18 protein-coding genes and 2 tRNA genes are annotated in these 24,326 nt (G+C 61.9%); 9 read left to right on the top strand and 11 right to left on the bottom strand.

Translation table 11 applies throughout. From position 1 onward, the window contains the following. Positions 1–189: 189 nt before the first annotated feature. Complete coding sequence (locus tag BBD46_RS09410) at positions 190–1,689, top strand: amidase family protein (protein WP_071401451.1); 1,500 nt, start codon at positions 190–192, stop codon at positions 1,687–1,689. Between the two features lie 1,151 nt (positions 1,690–2,840). Here the strand turns inward: BBD46_RS09410 and BBD46_RS09405 are convergent. Continuing rightward, a tRNA-Thr gene (locus tag BBD46_RS09405) sits at positions 2,841–2,912 on the bottom strand. Positions 2,913–3,246: 334 nt separating this feature from the next. Next, positions 3,247–4,182: a DUF7114 family protein gene (locus BBD46_RS09400; RefSeq protein ID WP_071401450.1), complete on the bottom strand. Its 936-nt coding sequence runs from the start codon at positions 4,180–4,182 to the stop codon at positions 3,247–3,249. Between the two features lie 60 nt (positions 4,183–4,242). Here BBD46_RS09400 and BBD46_RS09395 point away from each other — a divergent pair, with 60 nt between their 5' ends. Then, positions 4,243–5,049, top strand: a complete 807-nt coding sequence (locus BBD46_RS09395; protein ID WP_071401449.1) for an enoyl-CoA hydratase/isomerase family protein — start codon at positions 4,243–4,245, stop codon at positions 5,047–5,049. Between the two features lie 93 nt (positions 5,050–5,142). Here BBD46_RS09395 and BBD46_RS09390 read toward each other — a convergent pair whose 3' ends face one another. The 3 genes from BBD46_RS09390 to BBD46_RS09380 all read right to left on the bottom strand — a co-directional run bounded on the left by BBD46_RS09390 (position 5,143) and on the right by BBD46_RS09380 (position 8,185). Continuing rightward, on the bottom strand, positions 5,143–5,937 hold the full coding sequence (locus tag BBD46_RS09390) for an NAD+ synthase (protein WP_071401448.1): 795 nt from the start codon (positions 5,935–5,937) through the stop codon (positions 5,143–5,145). A 149-nt stretch (positions 5,938–6,086) separates the two neighbouring features. Continuing rightward, entirely contained in the window at positions 6,087–7,715 is a 1,629-nt protein-coding gene (locus tag BBD46_RS09385) for a hypothetical protein (protein WP_071401447.1), read from the bottom strand. A gap of 224 nt (positions 7,716–7,939) precedes the next feature. Continuing rightward, a complete protein-coding gene (locus BBD46_RS09380) occupies positions 7,940–8,185 on the bottom strand; it encodes an amphi-Trp domain-containing protein (RefSeq protein ID WP_071401446.1) in 246 nt (81 codons plus the stop codon). Positions 8,186–8,366: 181 nt separating this feature from the next. Between BBD46_RS09380 and BBD46_RS09375 the strand changes: the two genes are divergently transcribed. Beyond that, entirely contained in the window at positions 8,367–9,302 is a 936-nt protein-coding gene (locus tag BBD46_RS09375) for an NAD(+)/NADH kinase (RefSeq protein WP_071401445.1), read from the top strand. Positions 9,303–9,398: 96 nt separating this feature from the next. On the opposite strand, the gene BBD46_RS09370 is transcribed toward BBD46_RS09375, so the two are convergent. The 3 genes from BBD46_RS09370 to BBD46_RS09360 form a co-directional block, all read right to left on the bottom strand. Next, on the bottom strand, positions 9,399–10,058 hold the full coding sequence (locus BBD46_RS09370) for a DsbA family oxidoreductase (RefSeq protein ID WP_071401444.1): 660 nt from the start codon (positions 10,056–10,058) through the stop codon (positions 9,399–9,401). A 128-nt stretch (positions 10,059–10,186) separates the two neighbouring features. Next, positions 10,187–11,095: a DNA-directed RNA polymerase subunit epsilon gene (locus BBD46_RS09365; protein ID WP_071401443.1), complete on the bottom strand. Its 909-nt coding sequence runs from the start codon at positions 11,093–11,095 to the stop codon at positions 10,187–10,189. Positions 11,096–11,459: 364 nt separating this feature from the next. After that, positions 11,460–12,509: a nucleotidyltransferase domain-containing protein gene (locus tag BBD46_RS09360; protein ID WP_071401442.1), complete on the bottom strand. Its 1,050-nt coding sequence runs from the start codon at positions 12,507–12,509 to the stop codon at positions 11,460–11,462. A 247-nt stretch (positions 12,510–12,756) separates the two neighbouring features. Here BBD46_RS09360 and BBD46_RS09355 point away from each other — a divergent pair, with 247 nt between their 5' ends. Together BBD46_RS09355 and mptA are read left to right on the top strand one after the other, a co-directional pair. Beyond that, complete coding sequence (locus BBD46_RS09355) at positions 12,757–13,518, top strand: SDR family oxidoreductase (protein WP_071401441.1); 762 nt, start codon at positions 12,757–12,759, stop codon at positions 13,516–13,518. Positions 13,519–13,874: 356 nt separating this feature from the next. Continuing rightward, positions 13,875–14,807 carry a GTP cyclohydrolase MptA gene (gene mptA / locus BBD46_RS09350; protein ID WP_071401608.1) on the top strand — a complete coding sequence of 311 codons (933 nt, stop codon included), beginning with the start codon at positions 13,875–13,877 and terminating at the stop codon, positions 14,805–14,807. Positions 14,808–14,824: 17 nt separating this feature from the next. Here mptA and BBD46_RS09345 read toward each other — a convergent pair whose 3' ends face one another. Together BBD46_RS09345 and BBD46_RS09340 are read right to left on the bottom strand one after the other, a co-directional pair. After that, entirely contained in the window at positions 14,825–15,628 is an 804-nt protein-coding gene (locus tag BBD46_RS09345; protein WP_071401440.1) for a TrmB family transcriptional regulator, read from the bottom strand. Positions 15,629–15,707: 79 nt separating this feature from the next. After that, positions 15,708–17,396 carry a DUF255 domain-containing protein gene (locus BBD46_RS09340; protein WP_071401439.1) on the bottom strand — a complete coding sequence of 563 codons (1,689 nt, stop codon included), beginning with the start codon at positions 17,394–17,396 and terminating at the stop codon, positions 15,708–15,710. 123 nt (positions 17,397–17,519) lie between these two features. Here BBD46_RS09340 and BBD46_RS09335 point away from each other — a divergent pair, with 123 nt between their 5' ends. The 4 genes from BBD46_RS09335 (at position 17,520) to BBD46_RS09320 (ending at position 20,765) form a co-directional block, all read left to right on the top strand. After that, on the top strand, positions 17,520–18,197 hold the full coding sequence (locus BBD46_RS09335) for an FxsA family protein (protein ID WP_071401438.1): 678 nt from the start codon (positions 17,520–17,522) through the stop codon (positions 18,195–18,197). Positions 18,198–18,265: 68 nt separating this feature from the next. Then, positions 18,266–18,339: transfer RNA gene (locus tag BBD46_RS09330), tRNA-Ile, on the top strand. A 327-nt stretch (positions 18,340–18,666) separates the two neighbouring features. Beyond that, the gene (locus BBD46_RS09325) at positions 18,667–19,263 is read left to right on the top strand and encodes a TetR/AcrR family transcriptional regulator (protein WP_071401437.1); all 597 of its coding nucleotides are present in this window, start codon (positions 18,667–18,669) and stop codon (positions 19,261–19,263) included. Next, entirely contained in the window at positions 19,263–20,765 is a 1,503-nt protein-coding gene (locus tag BBD46_RS09320) for an MATE family efflux transporter (RefSeq protein ID WP_071401436.1), read from the top strand. The genes BBD46_RS09325 and BBD46_RS09320 overlap by 1 nt, the downstream gene beginning before the upstream one ends. Positions 20,766–21,345: 580 nt before the next feature. On the opposite strand, the gene BBD46_RS09315 is transcribed toward BBD46_RS09320, so the two are convergent. Next, positions 21,346–24,078 (bottom strand): hypothetical protein, encoded by a 2,733-nt coding sequence (locus BBD46_RS09315; RefSeq protein WP_071401435.1) that lies wholly within the window; start codon positions 24,076–24,078, stop codon positions 21,346–21,348. Between the last annotated feature and the right edge of the window lie 248 nt (positions 24,079–24,326).

The following is a 24,326-nucleotide window of genomic DNA, read 5'->3' as shown; positions in this document are numbered from 1 at the left end:
AGCGGTGGGTGTGACAGAGAGTCAGCGGGCTGGCACTCGAGTTGCACTGTCGTTCGATCGGCGTTCGTGCGGGTACTGTTGTGGGGTGGTATGTTCAACGGATGAATGTGTACGGCTGGAAGCCGCGAATCCCCGTTGCTTGCGCGTGCCACCTGCACGCACAGGGGCCAAACGGCCAACTATTCGGGTATGCCCCTACGACCGCCGACGAAAGCCATCTTCGACGAGCTCGGCGACGAACTGTTTCTCGACCTGACTAACGAGGAACTCGAGTCCTTCGTCGAGTTAGCCAACGAGAAACGCGACGCCTACGAGACAGTGATGCGCTACGAGCCGACGCCGCGACTCGGCGGGGCAGAGCGGCGCGAGCGAAGCGGCGGGACGCGGGTGCCGCCCGAGGAGAACCCGCACAACGCCTGGGTGAGCGCGTGTTACGTCGGCGGCGACGACGGCGGTGACCTGGGCGACTGGGAGATCGCCATTAAGGACAACGTCTGCGTCGCCGGCGTCGAGATGACCTGTGGCTCGCAGGTCGTCGCAGGCTACGTGCCGAACCGCGACGCGACGATCGTGACGCGACTTCTCGAGGCCGGTGCGGACATCGTCGGGAAAACGAACATGGACGACATGGCGATGACATCGACCGGTCACAGCGCGTTCGGCCCGATTACGAACCCGCACGACGAAGCCTACCTGGCGGGTGGCTCGAGCGGCGGAAGCGCCGTCGCCGTCGCTCGCGGCGAGGTCGACGCCGCAATCGGCTCCGATCAGGGCGGCAGCGTCCGCGTCCCGGCAGCCTTCTGTGGCATCGTCGGTCACAAGCCGACGTACGGACTCGTACCCTACACGGGCTGTATCGGCATCGAGCACGCGATCGACCACCCGGGCCCGATGGGACCTGATGTGGAGACCGTCGCCAGAACGCTCACCGTCATCGCCGGCAGCAACGAACGCGACCTCCGCTCGCACGCCCCCGTGCCGACCGAACGGTACGAGGACGCCCTCGACGGAGACGTCTCCGATCTCACGATCGGTGTCCTCGAGGAGGGGTTCGATATCGACGGCGCGAACGAAGCGGTACTCGAGACGGTCCGCGATTCGATCGACGACCTCGAAGCGGCGGGGGCGACGATCGAAGACGTTTCCGTTCCGATGCATTCGGACGCGAAGGATATCCACGACGTCTGTACGTCGGAAGGGCTGCTCGACGCCATGCTCGGCGAGGGGCTGGGCCACGGCTGGAAGGCGTGGTACAGTCGGTCCTGGATCGAGAGCTTCGGCAAGGCGCGTCGCGCACAGAGCAACGACCTCCCCGCACGGCTCAAACTCCTGTTACTCATGGGCGCGTACACGAACAGCGAGTACCACTCGCGGTACTACGCCCAGGGAATGAATCTCGTCGTCGAACTCACCGAACGATACGACTCGGTACTCGAAACCGTCGACCTGCTCGCGATGCCGACAGCGGTTACAAAACCGCCGGAACACGACCCTGATCGCGATCAGTACGACCGCCTGCACGAATCTTCCCTGATCCACAACGCAACGCCGTTCAACCGCACCGGCCATCCGGGCGTTAGCGTTCCCGCCGGATCCGTCGACGGCCTGCCCACCGGACTCATGCTCGTCGGCCAGCGATTCGACGACGCGACGGTGTTGAACGCAGCGAGTGTACTCGAGTCCGGGTGAGAACCGGATGCTGGTCGGAGACTGTCTCCAGGGTACTCGAGCAGCAACCGCAACTAGCACACCTCGTGGCTGATCCACCCCTCAGCCGAAACGATCTCGGGGATTGGTGGACGTATTTCGATTAGTAGGCTAATCTCCAAACGATATTATTAAAATATACGACATACTTACATAGAATCGTTCGAATGGGTACGTGCAGAGGAACACATCCACCAACTGTCGTTACCATCGAACGACCAGTCTGTCCAGGGGACTCCTCTGCACTGCCACCGCTACAGTCAGGGCACGGTCAGAGCGGGTACTCACCCACTGTATCCGCTTGCAGTCCGTAACCGGTTTCCACCACCGGTTTCAGAGGCACACCGCTTTTGCTGGCTACGCCACACCGCTGCTGAATGGGACGGCCTCCGATTTTGGCAGCTTGATCGCTGTCGCTACGAGCCTGTCCAATTCTGTGTCGTCGCGACAAGTATTCTCTTTTCGTTGCAGTGGTTGCACTGGTGCAGGCCGAACACGGTCGCCAGCAGGACGGTGAGCGTCCTGCCAGCAACTCGGTGCGTGTGCCCAGTCCCAGAGACGAGCACAGGCCCGCTCATCCGAATGTGGATGGCGTGTCTCCGTTTGAAGACGTCGGAACGGCGAGGAACCTCATTCGTCGGGTGTTCGTTGTGGCAACGACAATCCGTGATGGCTTCCTCGCCAGTGCATCGGTTCGTACACACGTCCATTAACTTGTTGGCCGATTGAATAATAGCGCCCGGCTACGGGCATTGGAACGTTCTAAGACAATAGCCGCTGGTGTGGGAAACATGGTACAACAAAAAATATTTGAATGGGATCATGTCCTAGAACATCCTGTATATTTATATTGATTGCATTGATACCCTCTCACGGGAGACAACAATCCATTGGCGACCGTCCCTCAGTGACACGGTCTCCTCTCCCAGTAGATTGTCTCCCGTGCACCCATCACGACGGTGGTGGCGTGCTCACCCCACCACTCCCCACCAAGCCAAAACCGGCTGCACCCACACCGGTTTTTGCTGTCGTTCTTCGTGGTCCTGTAGAACTCACTTTCTACCAGTCATCAGCAGCGTGGCTAACTGGTGTAATGGGATTCTCCACTACTAGAACGCTACTGAAAAATTCGAAGCCTAGGCCGGGATTTGAACCCGGGCTCTCGTCCTTACCAAGGACGCGCTTTACCGCTAAGCTACCCAGGCGCGCATTTAGATTGAGTAGTGCCATGGGTTATATCCCTTTCCATCTACGGCAGCCGTGTCAGGCGATTTCACGTCACTAGTCGATACGATTTCGCTGCCCCGACTGCATCATGCACGGAGAATACAGAGACTCCTGCCGATCCAGGCACGACTAGGTTCTGGTGACACCTGTTAAGCGACAGTCCAGACTGGGAACCAACTGGATGGACCCGGACGAATCGGACTGGAAAATCTGAGGGTCGGTTTCGTTCCGTTCTGGCTCGTTCAATCGGTGCCAGGTCAGCGTGAGTCGGTCAGTTGTGGACCGTCCGAGTCCGTTTCACGTAATCCCGTCTCAGGGGTCCGTCGCTGGCGTGATATGCTCGGTGGGGCACTCTTCGGGTGAGTGGTCGGTTGCCGTCGGGTCGAGTGTGAACTGACACGTTTCGACGGGTGGGAACGCTGGTGGCGCGGTCGTCGTGAGTCTGGCGGCGAGCGTGTCAACACGCTCGAGCACCTGCGGTGACGAGGTTTCGTCGACGGCAGCGGCACCGGTTCGAACGGCGAGTTCAATGATGTCACGCTCGAGGTTGGTGTCGAGCGTCGTTGGTGATGGGGGGTGAGCGGTGGTGTTCGGCTCGACATCAGTACCGGTCCCGCCGTCCGTATCGATGTCGCCAGTGTCTGCCTCGAGTTCACAGGCGACGTTCGCTTCGCTGACCGGCGTTCCGCCGTCTGATGCGGCGGCTGGCGACCGTGTGGCGAGTTCGCTACGCCTGGTCTGGTCGTGTCCGAACGCCTGAACGGTTTGGACGGCCTTTTCGGCGGCGTCAGTGTGTGCGAGGAGATAGAAGCCGCGAGCGACGAGAATGTCCGCGGCGAGAATCGCGAGATCGGAAGTTTCTGGGTCCATACCGTCCGAGACCTCGCCTTCCGTTGCTGTTATCGGCTGTTCCCAGGGTTCCTCGTGAGCGAGCGTTCGCGTGAGCCGAAGTCCCTCGTAAATCAGTTGGACACCGGCAGCGTGTGTGTGCAGGGCCTCGGAGTCGACACCGCCGGGTGTCTCGGTAGCCCCAGCAGTGTCCGTCGTGTCTGCGGTGTCGGTGGTCCCAGTAGTGCGCTCATCGGCGTCACCAGCCGGCGCGTGAATCGTCGCACTCTCGATCGTCAGTGCTCCCGGTACCATCGACGCCTCGTCGAGAACGGCGTCGACGAGCCCGGACAATCGCGGCGGTTCGACGTCCGCGACAGCATCGGAGGCGGCACGCCGACAGGAGTCGGCTTTGTCCATTAGCGGGACGTTACGAGGGCGGAGGCAAAGACCTTTGGAAACGCCGGATCGACTCTCGCCATGATCGACAGTTTCGATGGGCTGGACCCCGCTGCTAGTGCGGACACCGATGGCTCTCGTACGGGCGACGACCCCGCCCCCTCTCACGAATCCACTCCCCCCGATCACTCTCACATCCGAACGATCGCCCTCGACCGCCCCCAGGCCCGAAACGCCCTCACGGTCGACGGACTCGAGTCCCTCGCCGCCACGGTCGAGTCGCTTTCAGCGGGTACAGACGCCCCCGCAGTCATCTATCTCCACGGCCGCGGGCCCGCCTTTTGCGCCGGCGCAGACCTCACCGCCGTCGCCGATCTCGACGGTGACCGTGATGCAGCCCGCGAGTTCGCCCGCCTCGGCCAGCGCGTTGCCCGTGCGATCGAAACCTCTCCGGCGGTCGTCATCGCCGGCATCGATGGCCCCGCGATGGGCGGCGGTCTCGAACTCGCCCTGGCCTGTGACGTTCGCGTCGGCACGCCCGCGTCAACGTACGGCGAACCCGGCGTTACCTTCGGCCTCTTTGGCGCTTGGGGCGGCACCGCCCGGCTCCCGCAACTGGTCGGTGAGGGCAACGCACTCGAGTTCGCGCTCTCCGGACGAACCGTCGATGCGGAGGAGGCGCTTCGGATGGGGCTTATTTCGCGGATCGAAGATGATCCCCGCACGGTCGCCGCATCGATCGCTGAGAATCCGAGCGAGACGGTGAGTGTGCTGAAGCGTCGGCTTCGCGACGACAGCGAGCGGGCGGAACAGGAGCGACGCGAGGCGGATGCGTTCGCGGATCTGGTGGCTGCGCACGCGGACGAGATCGAGTCGGTGCTGGAGTGAGCTGCTGGCGCTGGTCAGTCGGACGGCTCGTGATGGCGAGGCGGGGCTCCGGAGAGCGGACAGCAGACGGTGAGAAACAAACCGTCCGGCGGTTCAGAAAAGGGGGTCTGGTGACGGCGGAACCTGACGTTTGTGTTCGCTGTGTTCGTACATCCCGCGAACGCGTTCGACGGTTTCGGGTTCGACATCGAGTTCGCGGCAGGTCGCGGCGACCGAGAGTGGACCATCGACGTGTGCGATGAGGATGGAATCGAGCGTTTCGTAGCTCAGCCCCATCTCGTCCTCGTCAGTCTGATCGGCCCACAGCTCTGCGGTCGCGGGCTTGGCGGCGAGTTCCTCGGGGACGCCGACGTGGCGCGCGAGTTGGCGGACCTGCGCCTTGTAGAGGTTCCCGATCGGGTGGCAGTCGACCGCGCCGTCACCGTACTTCGTGAAGTAGCCGACGGCAGCCTCGCTGCGGTTGCCTGTCCCCAGTACGAGACGGTTTTCGTGGTTTGCGACGAGGTAGTTGAGGACCGCCCGAACACGGGCACGAGCGTTGCCGACGGCTTCGCGGTCACCTTCGGCTTCGGGATACGCCGAGAGCAGCGAGTCGACGATCGGCTCGATTTCGATGACGTCGTACGTGAGTCCCAGTTCCTGAGCGACTCGTTCTGCGTCGCTCATGTTCTCGTCGCCGCTGACGACAGCAGGGAGGACGAGGCCGTGTACGTTCTCGGCGTCGAGTGCGTCCGCAGCGAGGTGGGCAGTGAGTGTGCTGTCGATCCCACCCGAGAGACCGAGGACAGCGCCATCGACGCCTGCCGTGTCGATCTGCTTTCGAATAAACGTCGTAATGTGGTCGTGGTGCTGGTCGAGTTCGGCTTCCGAGAGTCGTGGATCAATCATACTCAGCCATACGCGGACAGGTGTCTAATATCCTGTCCACACAGGTAATTGGTGGACGAGTGGTCACCTATCCACCGTTCTGGGAGCCAAAACTCTTCGGAAAGAGGGATAACAGCAGTGTGTTCAGTGACTTCTGAAGCGAACCGAGATCACAGATACCCGAACAGCGTCCCGACGAGCACCAGTACCCACGTGCCGGCACCGACGAGGAGCATGTCGTTGAACCGGCTCTCGCGCGTTGCCCGCCGTGTCGCGCCACCGGCGATCAGCCCGAGTGCAACGACGACGAGCATCCGCTGGACGATCACGTCGAGCGGCAGTACGTCGACGCCGAGCAGGCTATAATCGAGCCAGATAGCGACCGCGAGCGAGGTCGATGCCACGAGCGCCGCATCGAGTCGGCGCTCGAGTCCGCTCGCGATCACGTACGTCGCAATCGGCAATCCGAGTGCGATGAGCGGGTAGAGCGACGCTGCGATCATATGAACGGTCATGAACGAGAGCGTCCGATCGACGGCGATGCCGAGGATCCTGACGCCGAGGATGATCGTGAGAATCGTCCCCGCGAGGATCAGGTGGCGCGCCTCGATTCGATCTGCGGCGGCGGCGAGTCGCTCCCGATCGCTCTCGGTGAGGTGCTCGTCGAGTTCGGCACTGAGTTGCCCCTCGATCCGCTGTGCTGGTCGCTTCCCGTCGTCATGCGGGCGTTCCCGTGGGTCGATCGAGGACAGCCGTGACCAGCCACGAGTACTAGGCTCGCTCTGCCCGCTCCGCGCGCTATTGCGGAACCGCATACCGGTTCGGCGATGCAAGAGCATTCCGAGCAGCAACGGCACGACGAGCGCAGGTGAGAACGTCAGATCGACCTTCGTCGCCCAGCCGTCGGCATCCGACGGGCCGCTGTTATCGAGGTAGATCCGCTGGAGATCCTCCTGCTGGTCGACCCCCGGGATCGCCATCAGATCCTGTTCGAGACGCAACTGCGCACCTTCGACACCGTCGACGCGGTGTCGCAGGGTAAACCAGTCGAAGTGTTCGGAGTGCGTTTGCATGACGACCCACTGGTCGTCGGGGTTCGGACTCTCGTAGAGTCGGATGTGATACCGGTAGCCGTAGTACTCACCGTCCTCGAGTTGCAGCGTCTCGGTCGTCCAGTAGGCCTGCTCGTCTGTGCCCGGGTCGAGGTAGGCAAAACGGGTCGCACCGTCGGCCTGCGACCACGGGATATCCGTCGGTGAGACGGGGCGAAGCGCGTGCTCGTGGCCCGCCTCGGACTCGTTTTCGGGCTCAGTTTCGGTCGGTTCCGTACTCTCAGTGCGCTCGACGCCGGTCGAGCTGTCGCCATCCTCGCTCGTCTCAGCTGTGTCGTTCCCGCCATCCGTCTCGGTCTGTGCAGTCGTACTCGAGTTCGGGGGAGTCTGTGAGTCTGTTGTACTCTCGTTCTGAGCGAACCCGACGAGGTCGTCCGTATCGAAGTGGTCGTGATCGGTTTCCTCCCAGTCACCGCCGCCGTAGGCGGTCAGCAGTTGAACGATCGTCTCGGTTTCCCCGCGGACGACGACGTTGAGCGGGCTGCGCTGTTCGTGGGCCTCTCGGGCGTTGAGATACGGCCAGAAGCCACTGTCGCTGTCGTCGAACGTGATGATTTCAGGGGTCGGTTCGTCCTCCGTTTCGGGGGCCACGTCGCTTGTCGATGGCGAGAACAAGAGTGAGGGGCCACCGATGAGTACGATGGTGGCTACCAGCAGGATGGCTCCAATGACGATCGAGCGACGCATCTCACCACACTATCGACTGTATTCATATTAATCTACCTCTCAGGCGCTGTTCTCCCAGCGGAACCAACATGACTGGTGGTGAGAGCAACGAAGGTACCTGGAACTGGGTGATCGACGCTATCGACGGAAACGGCGGAAATAACCGAACCGGCAGAACCGACGAAAACGACCGAAACGACTGAAACAACCGAACACGGCAATGACGAAAGCGATGAAACCGACAGCTACTGTTCCGGTTTCCAGTTCAACTCGATCCGTACCGTTTCCCGGTTCCCTCGGAACATCGTCGACCGCTCGATTACGTCGATCGATGTCTCGACCGTTTCTGGCGGGGAAAGTGCCACCGTCTTGTTTCCAACGTCGATATCGACGTGTTCGCCGCCGGCTCTGAACTCCGCAGCAAGCTGCTCGAAATAGGCCGCAAGCTCGTCCCGTGACTGTGGCTGATCGACTGTCGTGCGCTGTGCCATACTCGCTGGTGCCCTCGGATTCGGAAAAGTATGGGCTGCAAACGAACGCCTAGTCAGGGTTTACTTCGGCCCCACTGCTTCACCGACCGTTCATACGCAGCCGCGGTTCGGTCCCACGCTTCGTCCTCGAATTCTCGATTCCAGGCGTGACTTTTTGCCGACGGCCGCGGTACTCGAACCGATGGCAGACGTCTCGAGTGCCACCGTCGATGTCGGCATCGTCGCCCAGCGAGCAAACGACCGAGCATACGACCTCGTGACAGCGCTCCGGACTGCACTCGAGAACCGGGCCGCCGTCGAGACGACCGTCACGGTCGACGAACTGACTGCCGAACACGTTTCGGTGCCCGGCGTCCCCGTCGCGGCGATGGCCGAGTTCGACCTCGTCGTGAGTATCGGCGGGGATGGAACGCTTCTGTTCGTCGCCCGTGAGGTTGGCGAGACGCCGATTCTCGGTGTCAACCTTGGTGAGGTTGGGTTTCTCAATGCCGTTGCACCGTCGGATGCGCTGGATATCGTCCCCGATGTCGTCTCCCAGCTACATGCAGCGGACGATCTGGAGACACAGCGGCGAACGCTGCGGCGATTGACGGCGACACCAGCCGGTGCTGGTGGCGAGGATGGAGCCACTGCACCCACGGGCGCAACCGAATCAACTGACACCGGACCCCAACCCAACTGGACGCTCGAACCCGCACTCAACGAAATCGTGGTTCACGGCCCGCGGCGAGGCCACGGCGGCGGCGCAACGATTCGTGTCGCTGTCGACGGCCGACAGTACGTTTCCGGACACGCAGACGGCGTCCTCGTTTCGACGCCAACCGGCTCGACCGCGTACAACCTGAGCGAGGGTGGCCCGCTCGCCCACCCCGACGCCGACGCACTCATCGTCACACAGATGGCCGCTGCGGACGGCCGACCGCCGCTTGTCGTCGACGCCGATGCGACGATCACGATCACCGTCGAGGACGCAGCAACCGCGTTCGTGATCAGCGACGGCCGCGACCGCCAGCAACTCGAGCCGCCCGTGAGTGTCACCGTCACCACCGCGTCCGAACCGACGACGCTCGTCGGTCCCCAGTCCGATTTCTTCGCCGCACTCGAGAAACTCGAGTGACTACGATTTCGGTCGAGCCGGTCACGGTGACCTTCTGTGGGCGTTCACACCGGTCTCTGCCCGTTCACACTGGTAGTCGCCCGTTCACCCTCTCTCTCATAGCTTCTCAGCGTCGTTACCCGACTCGACCAACTGAGCGAGTTGCGTCGGTGCGACGGCACCGCGTGCGGCCGTCCCATCGACGACGAACGTCGGCACGCCGGTAATCCGGCGTTGCTGGGCTGTCTGGAACAGCTCCTCGAGTTCGCTCCGAAGTGAGGTATCGTCGAGCGCCGATCGAATTTCCTCGACTGGAAGCCCACCGTCGGCTGCGAGATTGGTCAGAACGTCGGTCTCGCCGATGTCGCGACAGTCCTGCCAGAGCGCCGAGTAGATGGCTTCGTCGAAGGCCGCCCACTGTTCTGGGTACTCCTGCGAGACGTACCAGGAGGCCTGCTGGGCTGGCAGTGAGTCGACTTCGATGGCGAGCTCCTGTGCCATCTCGACGTCGTACCGTTCCTGTAGTCGCCGGACGTTCTCACGAGCCTGATCGAAGTACTCGTCGTCCTTGCCATCGTCGGCGTCGTGATCGATCGAGCCATCGGGATTGCGCTTCCCACGACGCAGATCGAACGGTCGCCAGTCGATCTCGAGTGGGTTTGATCGCGTCTCGCGGTACTGCTCGAGTGTGCGCGTGCCGAGGTAACAGAACGGGCAGACGTAGTCGGCGTACAGGACGAGGGTGTCCGCGGCACCGCTACCGCTGTCGGTACTCATTGGCTGCCATTGGGTGGCTGGCGGGAAAGGACCACCGTCTGTCGTGTAGACGCGAAAGGAAACGTGCAAGAACGTACAGACAGGGAGGAAGGCACAGACGCAGGTGGTCGATGTGTCGCGCCGGTAGGTCAGTTGGGTCGTGTGTCGCCACTGGAGTCAGTATCGGTGGTAGGATCGAGGTCGGTATCAGGTCCGGAATCGCTCGTCCCATCGCCGGCCGTATCGCCATCCTCACCGCTCCCCGGCGCTTCGTTCGCCGTTTCATCCGGAGCACTGCCCATATCGCTGTCCCCATCTCCACTCGCATCCGCGTCGGTCGCAGCCGGCAGATTCGGATCCCGGTACGGGTTCCGTCCGTACGCCGGCAGTTCGTCGTCGAGTTGGGACTTCAGCACCCGGCGCAGGCGGTTCAGACTCGTCGTATCGAGGCCGTGATCCGCTGCGAGGCGTTTGAACGTCGGCTCGTCGGTAATGTCGTGAGCACGGTACTGGCCGAACAGTTCGTCCATTCGATCAGCCGACAGCGTCTGGGCGTCGATATCGTCGAGTCCGAAATAGGCCCGGCGGTCGAGATCGACGACGTGGCGGATCACTACCAGTGCGACCTTGGGAATCGCCCGCTGGCTGCCGAACTCCGTCAGGTCGATCTCGTCCATGACGCCGAGCGCGAGGTCTCGCTGCCAGGGGGTGAGCTCGAGTGCGTTACACAGCGCCTGCGTCGTCCGCAGTCGGTCGAGGTGGTGGGCACGCTCGCTGTAACCCGGGGTGGCGGCGTGTTGTTCGTCGTGGAGCCGCCGAACGCTCTCCGAGAGGTCCGCATCGGGTGATTCCGCGCGGCCGATGACGGTCGCACTCGGCGTGACAATCCCCCACTGGCGGACCGTCGTGTCTCGCCTCGCGGCCGTACGGGAGAGCGTCCCCGCGCCGGGGCGGCTCTCCAGCGGGCGCTCTGGTGGCTCTCCGGGGTGATCAGGGCGGGCAGTGACGGCTCCCGCCCGTTCGGGGACTGGACCGGGGTCGGCACCGTCGTCGTACATTGTCTGTCGCTCAGACAGGGAGACAGAAAAAGGCTCGCTCGTTTTGCGGCGCGTTTCAAGACGACTGACAGACGATCTGACAGCTCTTCGAGAGCTGGTAGCTGGTAGTTGGTTGCTGGTAACTCGTCACGTCGTACTCGAGTCGAACGGAAACCAGCGCACCCGCTCCGCAAGCGTAGTCGTCCCGCAAAATGCCCTTCGTAGCTACACCTTGTGACCAGAGGCACTTAAAGAATCGTTGCCGGCGCGGGACGAACGGCGGTGGACAGTCGATGGACAGCCAACCGGCTACCCGATTCGAACGAACCGACGCAAAACAGCGCGTCGGTGACCCGTCGTATCTACACCTTGTGACCAGAAGCACTTAAAGAACTGCCGCGAGCAACTCGTCGGTGAATTCGTCCAGCCGCGCCGGCTCCGGGCCCGAACGCGCGTGAATCGCCGGCTCAATATCGACCGGCGGGTGGGCGAACTCGCGACCTACGATATCGCCGACCACCTCCTCGCCCTCGCCGCGGCGCTTTCGCTCGAGCAAGTCCTGCGCGCGCTCGATTCGTTCAGCGTCGAAGACTGCTGGTGCCTGCTGGGTGAGAAACTGTTCGAACTCGAGTGCTGGGAGGTCGTGGCTGGTGGAGTTGGTGGGGATAGTGGGGCCGTCACCTGCCTCCCCACGCTCACCAGTCGCCTGCAGATAGCGTGCGGCCATCGCCGCGCGATAGATCGTGAGATTGCGCTTGACGGTGGGTTTCGTCTGCGTTTCGGTGAAGCGTTCGTCGTCTGCAGCGACGGTCATGGTTCTCGTGTCGCCGCTCGTCGTGTCGTCGCCCGCCGTGTCGTCGCACTCACCTCCGGTCGCTCGTTCAACGACGTAGCTATCCGCACGCTTCTCCACGATAGGAAATAGCTCGTCGTCCGTACGCACGAGGTGGTGTGAGATATACTTCCGGTAGTTACTCGCCGCGATCCCGCGGTAAGCGTGGTAGAGGTCCATCGGGTTGTACGTGTGTTCGATGTACGCCCGGAGTTCGTCGAGAACGGACGGCTCACACGCGACTCGATACTGGATGGGGCTCCGAACGAGGTCGAGGGCACCGTCGTTCGAACCCGCGAGCAGGTCCGCGAACGTCCGGACGCTCCAGCCCTGGTAGTCGACATCGTCCTCGCCACTGTACTGTGTGACGAGGGTCTCGTCGGGCTGCTCGAGATGTGCGTACTGCCGGAGATCGGTTGGCGCGAAGACGAATCCAACGTCGTAGTCGCTCGCTGGACTCGCACCACCCCAGGCGTGGCTTCCGCGGGCGACGGCGAGCACGACCTTGACGTCGTGGGCGCGCTCGATGCACTCGAGTTGCCGCTCGACGGTGGCTCGAACACGCGCTGATACTCGTGGGGAAGCTGCTGGCGCTGTTGGCATGGGACGTTCAACTCGGGAGCGAAGCCGCCAGTCGACAAGAAGCCGCACGACCGCGGAGTGCCGTTCGTAGCTACACCTTGTGACCAGAAGCACTTAAACGACGATGGGAACGGGTTAATCGACAACCTATTTTCTCTTTCTGTCGGGATCTCGTCCGGTACTCGAGTCGCCGCCTGCAGTTGAGGGTCGTCTCGCTTAGCTTTCCGGCTTCTCGAGGCTTTTTGGTGGTTCCCGACGGGACAGTGGTATGGGTAATGAAAACACGCTGCATGGAAAGGCGGCGCTGGTCACTGGAGCGAGCGCAGGAATCGGACGGGAAACTGTTCGGGCACTCGCACGCGAGGGGATGAACGTCGCACTCGCGGCGCGCCGAGCCGATGAGTTAGATGCGCTGGCGGCGGATGTCGAATCAGAGTACGGTGTCGACACGCTCGTCGTTCCAACCGATGTGACGGACGAAGAGGCGGTCGAACAGCTGGTGGCCGAGACGGTCGACACCTTCGGCGGACTCGACGTAGTGGTCGCCAACGCGGGAACGGGAACCGAACGCGGCGTCGGAATCGACGAACTGGACACCGAACAGTACCGGACCGTGATGGACGTCAACACCGACGGCATGTTCTTCACGACGCGAGCAGCCGTTCCGCATCTCGAGAAATCGGCGGGGACGATCGTTTTCGTCGGCAGTTTTGCGGGGAAGTTTCCGCGGTCGGGAAGTCCGGTCTACGCGGGAACGAAGTGGTGGACTCGCGGGTTCGCATTGAGTCTGGCGGCACAGGTTGGCCCGGACGGGATCGGTGTCACGGTCATCAATCCGTCCGAAGTTAGAACGGAGTTCGGCAAGGAGTATCGCGACGAGGCGGAGTTATCGAAACAGCGGTACGATCCGGGAGAGATCACCGAACCTGCGGATATCGCGGCGGCGGTTGTCTTCGCCGCACAGCAGGAACCGCCAAACGCCGTGACCGAGATCGACCTCTACCGGCGGGATAAGTTCGAGATGATGTGAAATGCGAGTGCGGACCGGATGGCTCTCCGCTGAAGTGCTGCCGACGCAGATTTTGGACAGATACCGCGCATGGTCTGTCCTGTGGAGACTCAAGGTGTGCCCCGCAGAACTGTTCGGACTCGATGTGTGATTGGTCGATATACGGAGCCCAGTCTCTCCAGTCAGAACAGTGTAGAGTGCGATCCGCAGAACGACGTTCTCCCGTCGTATCTACACCTTGTGACCAGAAGCACTTAAAGAGATGTTGTGCTGGAGTGGTTTCGCCGTTCCCCACCGCAACCGAGCCGTCCGCCGGTATTCGCCAGTGAACTGTCCGTTCCGAAAGGCATAATCGCGCGCTCCCCTGAATGCGAGCAATGAGTCACCAGTTGCCGGACGTACAGGCGTCTTCGCCAGACGTTACCGTCGGCCTGAGCCAGGTCGGCGTCACCGGTGTCGAAAAGCTCGTCAAACTCGCCCGGGAGGACAAGCGCCCGATCGTCCTCACCGCCGAGTTCGAGGTCTTCGTCGACCTCCCCGCCTGGCGCAAGGGCGCGGACATGAGCCGCAACATGGAGGTCATCGACGAGATTCTGGAAGACGCCACGCGCGAGGAAGCCTACCGCGTCGAGGAGGTCTGTGGCGACGCTGCAGAGCGCCTCCTCGAGAAGCACGACTACACATCGAAAGCACAGGTCTCGATGGAAGCCGAGTTCATGCGCCGCGAGCAGACGCCGGCGAGCGACCGCGAGACCCAACACACCGTCGATATCATCGCCGCCGCGACCGCGACCGAGGAGGGCACGCGCGAGGAGATCGGCGCGGAAGTAACCGGAATGACAGTCTGTCCGTGCTCGCAGGGAATGTCCGCGGCGCGCGCAAAGCAGACGCTCGAGAACCTCGGCGTCGAGGACGAGACGATCACGCAGTTCCTGGAGGAAGTGCCACAGCCGGGCCACTCCCAGCGCGGACACGCGACGCTCACCGTCGAGGCGGGCGGCGACCCCGACGTGGACCTGAACGACATCATCGACATCGCGCGGGATTCGATGAGCGCGCGAATCTACAACCTGGCCAAGCGCCCAGACGAGGACCACATGACCTACGAAGCCCACGCAGACGCGAAGTTCGTCGAGGACTGTGTGCGCTCGCTTGCGGAGGGCGTGGTCGACGAGTTCGAGCACCTGCCGGACGATGCAGTCGTGACGATGAAGCAGTCGAACGACGAGTCGATCCACCAGCACAACGCCCACGCCGAGCGCGTCGTCGAGATGGAGACGCTGCGCGAGGAAATCGCAGCCGACGAGTAAGCAAAACGCGAACGCAGTTAGAACGTCAGCGGCTCTGCATCTTCCCACCGCGGCGCGAACTCGTCGTGGACGTTCGCCGCAAACTCGGGGTCTTTGAGGTCGATCATGCCGAACGCGTCGCCCGAGGAAAGCGGGTTCGGCACCTGAATACAGACCTCGGCGTCGTCGATGAGGTTGAACGACCCGGTCACTTCTTCGCTCGTCCGCACGTCGAAATCGTCACGCGCCTGTAGCGTCGAGCGATACCGCTCGCCGACGTTCTGGGAGAGCGAATTGACCAGTCGGCGCGTCATCAACACGTCGACCGAGACACCGCGATCGAGGGCGTCCTCGAGTGTCGCCAGCACATCGTCGCCGACGGTCTGCATGTCCCGCTGTGGCACGGGGTCTGCGGCGACCATGACGATCGACTGGTCGGCGGCAGCGAGGCGCTCTAAGAGGAGGTCGATCGTCTCCTCCGGGCCGACTGCGGCGGTCCAGAACTGTTCTTCGACCGGATCGGCCGCGTCGAGTTCGTCGGAGAGATCGTCGACGATGGATTCGTACTGGTCTGCTTTCTCGTCGAGTTCGCGCTTTTTGTCCTCGAGCAGGCGGTCGAGTGCGGTCGAGGGCTCGACGGCGACATACTTCTTCGGTCGGCTCGCAGTCTGCGTTCGAACGAGATTGTACTGCTCGATGCTGTTCAACACGTCGTAGATACGGCCCATGGGAACGTCACTGGCGCGTGACAACTCTTTGGCCGTTGTCGGACCGGTGTTCAACAGTGCTCGATACGCTCGAGCCTCGTACTCCGAGAGCCCGAGGTCCCTGAGGCTGGCCATATACTGTCCACTCGACCGGAGAAACATAAACGCTGTGGTGGTTTGCGATCGGATCGAGTCGGCCCGTTTCAGCACCCGACTAGTCGAGAACGGACTGCACCGCCTCGCTCAACTCAGTTGGAGTTTCAGCGATGGTCGAACTGCGGTCACCGAGGATCACGCGGGCAGTGCCTGTCTCGACTCCGGGCTCGATATCGACCGTGGCTGCGTCAGGAACAACGACCTTCTCGTGGTCGGCCATCCGCAACGCGGCCCGGTGCAAGTCAGACCCCGGCTCGTCGCCGACCGCGATAACGAGCGGCCCCTCGAGTAGCCGCGACGTTGCCGTCGCGTACTGTGCGATCTGGACACCGAACCGATCGCTCGCGCCGGCGAAGGACGCGAGTACCTCCCGGGCGACGGTGCGGTACGTTTCGTCGCCGGTGAGCGCCGCGAGGTCGAGCAGCGCGTCGGCGAGCGCGACGTTCGAATCGAGCGGCCGCAGCGGCTGATCGAGGAGTCCCGCACCTGCCTCCGGTCCGTCGACGAACGAGTCGCCATCGCGCAACTGGTCGATGGTCGCGTCGGCGACGGCGGTCGCGGTCGACAGGATATCCAGATCGAAGACACTCGCGGCCGTCGTCAGCGCTGACAGCGCTCGGGCCTGGTTCGCGAGCAACGGCGCGGTTGCACTAGCGCCGTCGGAGACGGTCTCGGGATGAGCATGCGTGACGACGCCCTCATCGATCAGGTCAGTCTGGAGTGTCTCGAGTGCACGCGTTGCGTACCGCCGGGCGCGCTCGTCGTCAGTGTAGGCCGCATAGGTGGCCAGCCCCTCGATTGCGAGCGCATTCGGGCCTGCGAGGACGGCGTCGTCGACCGGTGGCTCGGCTGCCGCCTCGCGATCCGTCGCATCCAGGCTGTGGGCGTCCGTTTCGCCCGGTGCCTGGCTGTTCGCGAAGGCGTCGACGGCGTCGTTCCAGAGCGTCGTCGTCAGGAACTCGACCGTCCGCGCGGCCGGCTCGCGGTACTCGTCTCTCCCAGTGAGGAGATACGCGTTCGCGAACGCGCGTACGAGCGCGCCGTTCGAGTCCAACAGCTTCTCGTGCTGGAGGCCCGACCAGTCGGGGTCCGTCGCGAAGCGATAGAAGCCCCCATCGTACTCGTCGAGCAAGTTCGCGCTGACCGCGTCGAACGAGCGCAGCGCCATCTCCCGGTCACGCTTCAGGGCGAACTCGAGTGCGTCGGGCAGCGGGAACTTCGGCTGTTGGCCCCAGCCGCCGGCGGTCTCGTCGTACGCCTCGGTGAGCTGGCCGAGCATGGCAGACTCGACGTCCGGCGTCAGATCACCGGCGGGCGGGTTATCCTCGCGGAGCGGTCGCGGCACGCGACCGGCACCGCTGCCCTTCGTGTCCCACATGGTGCGGACGCTGTCGAGGACCTGTCGCATGCCGTCGTGGCCGAGATAGCCCGCACCGGTCAGCACCGAGCCGTCGGGGGCCAGAAAGACAGTCGAGGGAAAGCCGCCCATGTTGTACCGATCGCGCACGCGTGGGCGACGGTCGACGTCGACGCGGACGGGGACGAAACTATCGTTGACGTTCGCTGCAATCCGCGGTTCTGCGTAGGTCTCTTCGTCCATCTCGTGACAGTGGTCACACCACGTCGCAGTGAGCGAGAGCAAGATGGGGAGCTCTGCCTCCGCTGCCTCGTCGAAGGCCTCCTGGCCCCACTCGCGCCACTCGACGCGCGTTCCGTCGTCGCGGTCACTGTCCATACCGATACCCATACCGGAGGTGGGTGAGTGACTGGGGTAAGCCCTTCGTTCGGCCGTGCTGGCCGTCGCAGTGAGCCTGCTCGTCAGGTGTAGTGAGAGTAAAGGGTTTTCACCCTTCGCTGGCTATATTGCGGTATGCTCCGGTGGATCTTCGCGCTGTTGCTCATCCCGTTTCTCGACGCGGTGCTTCTCGCGGTCGTCGTCAGTCAGACGGGCCACATCGGCTGGGTCGGCATGGTGCTTCTCGTCGTCCTCACCGGCCTCGTCGGGATGCTCCTCGTCCGTGCAGAGGGCCGCAGGACGCTCCGGAAGATGCAACGTTCGCTCGTCCAGGGTGAACCGCCGACGAATCAGCTCCTCGATGGGGCGCTCCTGATCGCGGCCGGCGCGTTCTTGCTCACACCCGGCCTCGTCACGGACCTCATTGGGTTCCTGATCGCGGTTCCGATCACTCGGATCCCGATCAGAACCGCCCTCAAGCGGTACGTGGTCATCCCCTACGCCGACAAGAAGACCGACGGCCTCGCGAGCGGAGCCGTCTGGACGTTCGGCTTCCCGGACGACGGCCACCCGGACGCAAGCGGCGCTGGCACGACACAGGAGACCACCGGAACCGGTGTCGGAACCGGCACCGCAGGTGGCACGTACGATCTCGGCACCGACGACTACTCGGTAGACACAGGTTCCAGTTCCGAAACGGACGGTGGACGCAGCCGAGACAGCGCTACCGACGGCACCACGATCGATCTCGAGGCGGGCGAGGAGAGCGAGAATCCGGATGACAGCGACGAAGACAGTCACCACGCGCGGTAGCGCGTCGCACAGAGCACGGAGAAAGAAACGCTTAAACATCCCACCGAGCAACTACCGAGTGCAGACGCGGGCCAATAGCTCAATCAGGTTGAGCGCCACTCTGATAAGGTGGAGGCTCTCGGTTCAAATCCGAGTTGGCCCATATTCTGGTGACGAGCAATTTCGCGAGTCACCAGTATGGAATCGAACTCGGAATTGAGCCCTGGAAGTCGCAGCCCGGGAGCGAATGTAACGAGCGACCTGGACCGTCTTCCTTCGGTTCAAATCCGGTTGGCCACTCAGCTTCTGAACGCTTCTTAGACACCCGGTAACGCCGGGTTTGGCGTTCTACAGTTCCGTTCACGGCGTTCGAGATAATCTGCCCCCGAATTCACCGAGTAGTCGAGTCACTCCGGTAGCCGGACGGCTGTTGCAGTCGTCCGGCTTCCGAACACTTTTGACTGACTGGTCAGTAAGTTACCGTACTCGAATGGACGATACGGAACGAACGATTCTCAAAGCAACCTATCGCGTGCTCTGCGAACACGGCTATGCGGACCTGACGATGCAGCAAATCGCGACCGAATCGGACCTGAGCAAGGCGACTATTCACTACCACTACGGCAGCAAGGAACGCCTCTTCGAGGCGTTTCTCACGTATCTCTACGAGCGGTACTCGGACCGGCTGGACGAGGTATCGGGGCCGACCGCGCGAGATCGGCTCGACGAGTTGCTCACGATACAACTCGCAGATACGGAGGATGAACCGGGCATCGACTTTCGAACCGCGATGCTCGAGGTGCGCGCGCAGGCACCGTACGACGAACGGATTCAGGAGACGCTGAGTGCGTTCGATGCGACACTGGTCTCGGCACTCCGCGAGACGATCGCTGCCGGTATCGAAGCGGGTGAGTTCGACGATCACGTCGATCCTGCGCTGGCCGCCGACCTCCTGACGACAGTGATCAAAGGCGCACATACGCGACACGTCGCCGTCCGGCACCCGCTCGAGCGCTCTCACGAGGCTGCGCGCACGTACGTCGAGACGTATCTCATCGGTGAGACGCCGTCGGAGGTGACCACCTGATGGGGATCAGAAAATCCGTCAACTCGCTGTTCAAGGGACCGGAAGATCTGGATCTCACCTCGGGTGAGATCGGCCGACCACTGTTTTACCTCTCGTTGCCGATCATCATCCAGAACCTCTTTCAGGTGCTGTACAACCTGGCCGACACCTTCTGGCTCGGCCGCCACAGCACCGAGGCGCTGTCTGCGATTACGTTCGCGTTCCCGATCGTCTTCCTGATGATCTCGCTCGCGCTAGGCGTTTCGGTTGCAGGGAGCGTCCTCGTCGCCCAGCACACCGGGGCAGGGAACGAGAAGCGTGCCGCGTACGCCGCCTCACAGACGATGTCCTACGCGGCCATCATCTCTGTCGTACTGGGTATCCTGGGATACGTCTTCGTCGACGACATCACCGCCCTCCTCGGGGTGAACGAGACCGTCGCGCCGCTGGTCGTCGAGTACATGCGCATCTATGCGGTCGGCCTGTTCGCCGTCTTCGGCTTTGCAGTCTTTATGGCGCTCATGCGTGGCTACGGCGACACAGTGACACCAATGTACGTCATGGCCGGCTCGGTCGTCATCAATATCGTCCTCGATCCGATTCTCATCTTCGGCTTCGAGGCGAATCCGCTGTTTAGCTTCCTCGGACTCGCTGGACTCGAGGCGGCGGCACTCGACGCGACCGGGTTCGACGGCTGGGGGATTGGCGGCGCTGCGGTCGCAACGGTATTCTCGCGGGCGGTCGCGCTGGTGATCGGACTGGCCATCCTGTTCCGCGGCAATCACGGCGTGCAGATCCGTCTCTCGGAGATGGGGCCGGATCTCGAGTTTGGGCGGACGATCGTCACCATCGGACTCCCGGCCTCCGTCGAGGGTGCGGCCCGTTCGCTCTCTATCACGCTGCTTCTCGTCGTCGTCGCGACCTTCCCGAACGCAGTTAGTGGGGCGTACGGCATCGGGACGCGAATCTTCTCGGTGATCTTCCTCCCGGCGCTCGCCGTCTCCCAGGGGATCGAGACGATGACCGGCCAGAACATCGGGGCCGAGGAACTGGACCGCGCCGAAGAGACGAACCACTTCGGGGCGCGTGCCATGCTCGTCCTCCTCACGATCGGTGGCGGACTCATCATGCTCGCCGCGAGACCGATCGCCGGCATTTTCTCACCAGATCCGGCGGTAGTCGACCACACCACGACTTTCCTGCGCGTGACCGGGCTTACCTTCGGGTTCATCGGTGTCATGCGCGCCTACACCGGTGGCTTCCGCGGTGCCGGTCACACGATGATCGCAGCCGTCGTCTCCCTCATAACGCTCGGGTTCATCCGGCTCCCAGTCGCCTGGGTCGCGTCGGGCCCACTCGATGTAATGGGCCTCTGGATCGCGTTCCCGATCTCGAACATCGTGGGCGGGGTCGTTGCGTACCTGTGGTTCAAGCGCGACACCTGGCGTGATGGCAACCTGACCGAGAGCGGCCCGTCACCCGACGGAATCGAATCGAGCGTCGCATCGACCGACGACGATTGACCAGGTCAGTCACGACGACTCCCTTAGAATTACGCCGGTCACGACGACTCCCCAGCTCAACAAGCGACAATCTCGACACCAGCGGCGATGTCGTCGGCTCTGTTTCTGGCACTCCTTCGCTTCGCTTGAGCCACGGTGTACTCGAGTACGCACTCTGTCTACCCGATCTGCTTCTTTTTCCCTTCGCCCTTCCCGCCACCGTCCCCGCTCTCGCTCTCACAGCGATCTGGATAGCTGCTGATCAGGTACTCGAGTACCGATCACAATAGAGGCAGTCAGAGTGACAGCACCCTGAGCAATGAGAAAACATGTTTTGAATAGAGACTACCGCTCGGAGAAAGGGACAATATTTCCAACTGCGGCGTCTCTGGGTTTGAGCGGACGCAAGTTGGCGTTCTAGCAGTAAATAAGGATACCAAAACTGGATATCGAATACAGAGACGCACGACTCCCATACCCAGTTGCTGCAGCCGTCTGGGTCCGTTTCCGGGAGGGGGTGACTGCTAGCGGATGAACAGACAACCAGCTATGGTATTCAGAGGATATATCTTCTCAATATGGCACTATTAGCAAAACCAGTTCACGACAGATTCGCAATCACGAGTCCTTCAGCCCGAAGCACGACACCAACGTCGCCGTTGTCACCCTGGAACACCTCTTCGTGGGACGTAATATCGTCGACACCGGCACCCACTCGGAACTGGTCCACGTCCGGCAGGGAGGCAAGCGTCCGACGCTCATCTGGCTGTAACTCGAGATCCTGCATGAAGACCGTGTCCTCGGCCGTCTGACACCGCACGCGCACCGTCGCCGCCCGCGGCAGTTTGTTCTGGACGACCAGCGTCCCTGCACCAAGCCCGACGAATCCCTTCACAGTCGCGACGAGCATCGAGAGGTTCGTCGCGCGGATCTGATTCGTGATTTTGGTGCCCTCCTCCTCGAGTATCCCTGGGACGGCGGCCGGTTCCGGCGGGAAGTTCTCCGGATCGTTGCGGTAGACGAGCAGGGTAAGCGAGGAGACGAGGACGCCGAGCACTCCAAGGAGGATGAGGAACCACGGCAGCCCGGCCTCCTCCTCCGGTGGCTCAGTCGTCGAGTCGGATTCGTTAGTCTGTTCGCCATCGGACGATGGAGATGACTGGTCGTCCTGTTCGTCAGAATCATCCGGTCCGTCTGACTCACTGGGATCAGTAGCTGGCTCGTCATCAATAATTTCAACACCAACACCGACTGTCGACGCAGCAGTTGCATTGTCCGTCTCAACGGAGAAATCGTATGCACCGATCTCTTCTGGGGCATCGATCGTCGTCGAAACGTTGGTCGACTCCCACGGACCGAGCGTCACCCGGTCAACGTAGACGAGTTCGTCATCGAGCATGAACTCGACGTACTGATCGCCGGATTCAGTACCTGTGTTGTTAATCTCTGAAGAGAGAGTTAGCTCGCGGTCAGTGTCGTTGGTGTAGTCGCCGCTCAAATTCTGTGGCTCGTAGTGGGAGCTTTTGGATCGAACCGTGGCGTTTGCGAGCGCCTCGTCGTTGTTACTTATAATTGCAGCTTCCACCTTCGGAACATCACTCTCAGCAGTTCGGTAAACGAACTGTTCGGTAGTTTGTTCACCGACCTCGAGCGAGACGTTCGTTCGGTCACGAATCTGTCGCAATGTCCGGTCCGGATCTGCGATTCCGCTGTCGATCCGGAGTCGGACCTCTTGCTCGCCTTCGATTTCGCCCGTGTTTTCAATGACGGCTGTCGTAACGAGTTCCTCGCTCGCATTAACTGGCTCGTTGATTTCGTCAATCGTCACCTCAAAGCCGCTTCCAGTAATGCGTGGGCTGTCAGTAGCACCAGTTCCAGGGGTGACCAGTTCAGCGTCAACGCGTGGCGCGTCACCCGACTCCGTTTCGTACTCGAACGTCTCTGTCACAGGTTGGTCGCCATCTAGTTCGACTGTTCGGTTTTCGATTAATTTATCGTCGACGTAGAACTGAACGGGATATTCCTGCGATTCGTCAGGGATTCGGTCCCATCGATCGTATCCAATCTCGGCGGTGAGTTCGAGCGTCTCGCCTTCGTCAGGATCGTTCTGATCAGTGAACGCCGCCTCGACGTTCTCTTCGTGAGTTGCCTGACCGAGAACCTCGACCGACGCTGTGTGTGAATTGTAGCCACTCTTGACTGTCGCCTCGACGGATGGTGAATCATCCTCCGAGGTTTCGTAGGTGAACGTCTCGACGGTCTCTTCGCCGGGACTCAGTGCGACAGGTCTCGTTGTGACGTGTGAATCGTCAATCAGGAAGTCGATGATATACTCCTGCTCGCCGTCCGGGATGTTGCCGTGACGAGTAATTTCGACGGGAACCTCGAGTTCGTCGCCCGCAGCAGGGAATCGCGTCCAGTCGTCGGTGATTTCGACATCGACGCTGGCCTCGTGGACGGTGACATCGGCCGTGTCCGTACCATCCTCGGTACGTACACGAGCGCTTTCGATTATGTCGTCGCCTTCTTCGGTCTCGTAGTCGAACGTGACCGTCCCCGAGTCATCACCATCTAACGAGATCGAGTCCGTCAGCGTCTCTTTGATCTCGTTGTTGCCATCACGCAGGAAGAGCTCGAGTTCCTGGTCATCTGACCCGTAGTGTGGATTCGTGACTTCGACAGTGATAGAGAGCGTCTCCCCTTCTCCAGGGCTGTTTGTCTCGGTAATATTGGGCTGGAAGTCGACCGTATCGTGCTCCGTATACTCGACAGTATCGCCGTCCGCCTCGACTGTCGAGCCACCGTTGACAGTCTGGACCGTGCCGTCGTCGGTGAGTTCGAGTGTATCATTGAGGTAGACACCATCTGTGACGACGAGATCAGGGTCGTTCTCCACGACGCGGACTTCATTACCGTCAACCATGGCCGGTTCACACGATTCTGTCACAACGGTGCCGCTATCGAGGTCGACGACCAGCGCCTCATCGTCAGCGGAAACGACGGGATCCGGGGGCAGCGACTCTGCATCTGCACTTGAACCCGTGATAACGTACTCATCGTCGAACGTAACGACTACCGTATTCGAGTAGCCGTCCGACGAATCGGTACACTGCTGTGTCACAGCCGACTGTAGTGATGGTGTGGGGCCATCGAAAGTCGTCGATCCGCTCGTCTCTGCTGTCGGCCCACCGGCTATGTCGGTTGCACCCGCTGTCCCAACACCGAGAGCGACGAGCAGCACTGTCAGCACGAGCATCGCACCGAGTGATCGCGGGACACGCAGACCGAAGCACAAACACGACTCAGTGTCCGAAGTTGCGTCCCCGTTCGTCATGCTGTATTCGTTCCGTGCATTGCCGTCGCTGGTTCGGCTCCAGCCCGTTCAACGGGACGTCTCGCCGACTGTTCGTCAGCGTCCCAATGCTGCTCTGTCATAGTTTCTTCTTTCCGCGTCGCCTCGAACCACATCGAGTCGAGTTGCTCTTGGCGAGCAGTAGGAAATCCATTCATATCATATTGCCGGCCCCGCGAACGACGTTCTGCCAGCAGGGGGCCGAAACAGTTACCCGTACACACCGAACG

Origin of the sequence: Natrialba sp. SSL1, assembly GCF_001861355.1 — an archaeon.
GTDB lineage: Archaea > Halobacteriota > Halobacteria > Halobacteriales > Natrialbaceae > Natrialba.
This window is presented reverse-complemented; position numbering and strand designations above follow the sequence as displayed.

What these genes read in the sequence shown, in the direction of transcription:
- BBD46_RS09410 (WP_071401451.1), top strand. Translation starts at nt 190, where the DNA reads ATGCCCCTACGACCGCCGACGAAAGCCATCTTCGACGAGCTCGGCGAC.
- BBD46_RS09400 (WP_071401450.1), bottom strand. Translation starts at nt 4,182, where the DNA reads ATGGACAAAGCCGACTCCTGTCGGCGTGCCGCCTCCGATGCTGTCGCG.
- BBD46_RS09395 (WP_071401449.1), top strand. Translation starts at nt 4,243, where the DNA reads ATGATCGACAGTTTCGATGGGCTGGACCCCGCTGCTAGTGCGGACACC.
- BBD46_RS09390 (WP_071401448.1), bottom strand. Translation starts at nt 5,937, where the DNA reads ATGATTGATCCACGACTCTCGGAAGCCGAACTCGACCAGCACCACGAC.
- BBD46_RS09385 (WP_071401447.1), bottom strand. Translation starts at nt 7,715, where the DNA reads ATGCGTCGCTCGATCGTCATTGGAGCCATCCTGCTGGTAGCCACCATC.
- BBD46_RS09380 (WP_071401446.1), bottom strand. Translation starts at nt 8,185, where the DNA reads ATGGCACAGCGCACGACAGTCGATCAGCCACAGTCACGGGACGAGCTT.
- BBD46_RS09375 (WP_071401445.1), top strand. Translation starts at nt 8,367, where the DNA reads ATGGCAGACGTCTCGAGTGCCACCGTCGATGTCGGCATCGTCGCCCAG.
- BBD46_RS09370 (WP_071401444.1), bottom strand. Translation starts at nt 10,058, where the DNA reads ATGAGTACCGACAGCGGTAGCGGTGCCGCGGACACCCTCGTCCTGTAC.
- BBD46_RS09365 (WP_071401443.1), bottom strand. Translation starts at nt 11,095, where the DNA reads ATGTACGACGACGGTGCCGACCCCGGTCCAGTCCCCGAACGGGCGGGA.
- BBD46_RS09360 (WP_071401442.1), bottom strand. Translation starts at nt 12,509, where the DNA reads ATGCCAACAGCGCCAGCAGCTTCCCCACGAGTATCAGCGCGTGTTCGA.
- BBD46_RS09355 (WP_071401441.1), top strand. Translation starts at nt 12,757, where the DNA reads ATGGGTAATGAAAACACGCTGCATGGAAAGGCGGCGCTGGTCACTGGA.
- mptA (WP_071401608.1), top strand. Translation starts at nt 13,875, where the DNA reads ATGAGTCACCAGTTGCCGGACGTACAGGCGTCTTCGCCAGACGTTACC.
- BBD46_RS09345 (WP_071401440.1), bottom strand. Translation starts at nt 15,628, where the DNA reads ATGGCCAGCCTCAGGGACCTCGGGCTCTCGGAGTACGAGGCTCGAGCG.
- BBD46_RS09340 (WP_071401439.1), bottom strand. Translation starts at nt 17,396, where the DNA reads ATGGGTATCGGTATGGACAGTGACCGCGACGACGGAACGCGCGTCGAG.
- BBD46_RS09335 (WP_071401438.1), top strand. Translation starts at nt 17,520, where the DNA reads ATGCTCCGGTGGATCTTCGCGCTGTTGCTCATCCCGTTTCTCGACGCG.
- BBD46_RS09325 (WP_071401437.1), top strand. Translation starts at nt 18,667, where the DNA reads ATGGACGATACGGAACGAACGATTCTCAAAGCAACCTATCGCGTGCTC.
- BBD46_RS09320 (WP_071401436.1), top strand. Translation starts at nt 19,263, where the DNA reads ATGGGGATCAGAAAATCCGTCAACTCGCTGTTCAAGGGACCGGAAGAT.
- BBD46_RS09315 (WP_071401435.1), bottom strand. Translation starts at nt 24,078, where the DNA reads ATGACGAACGGGGACGCAACTTCGGACACTGAGTCGTGTTTGTGCTTC.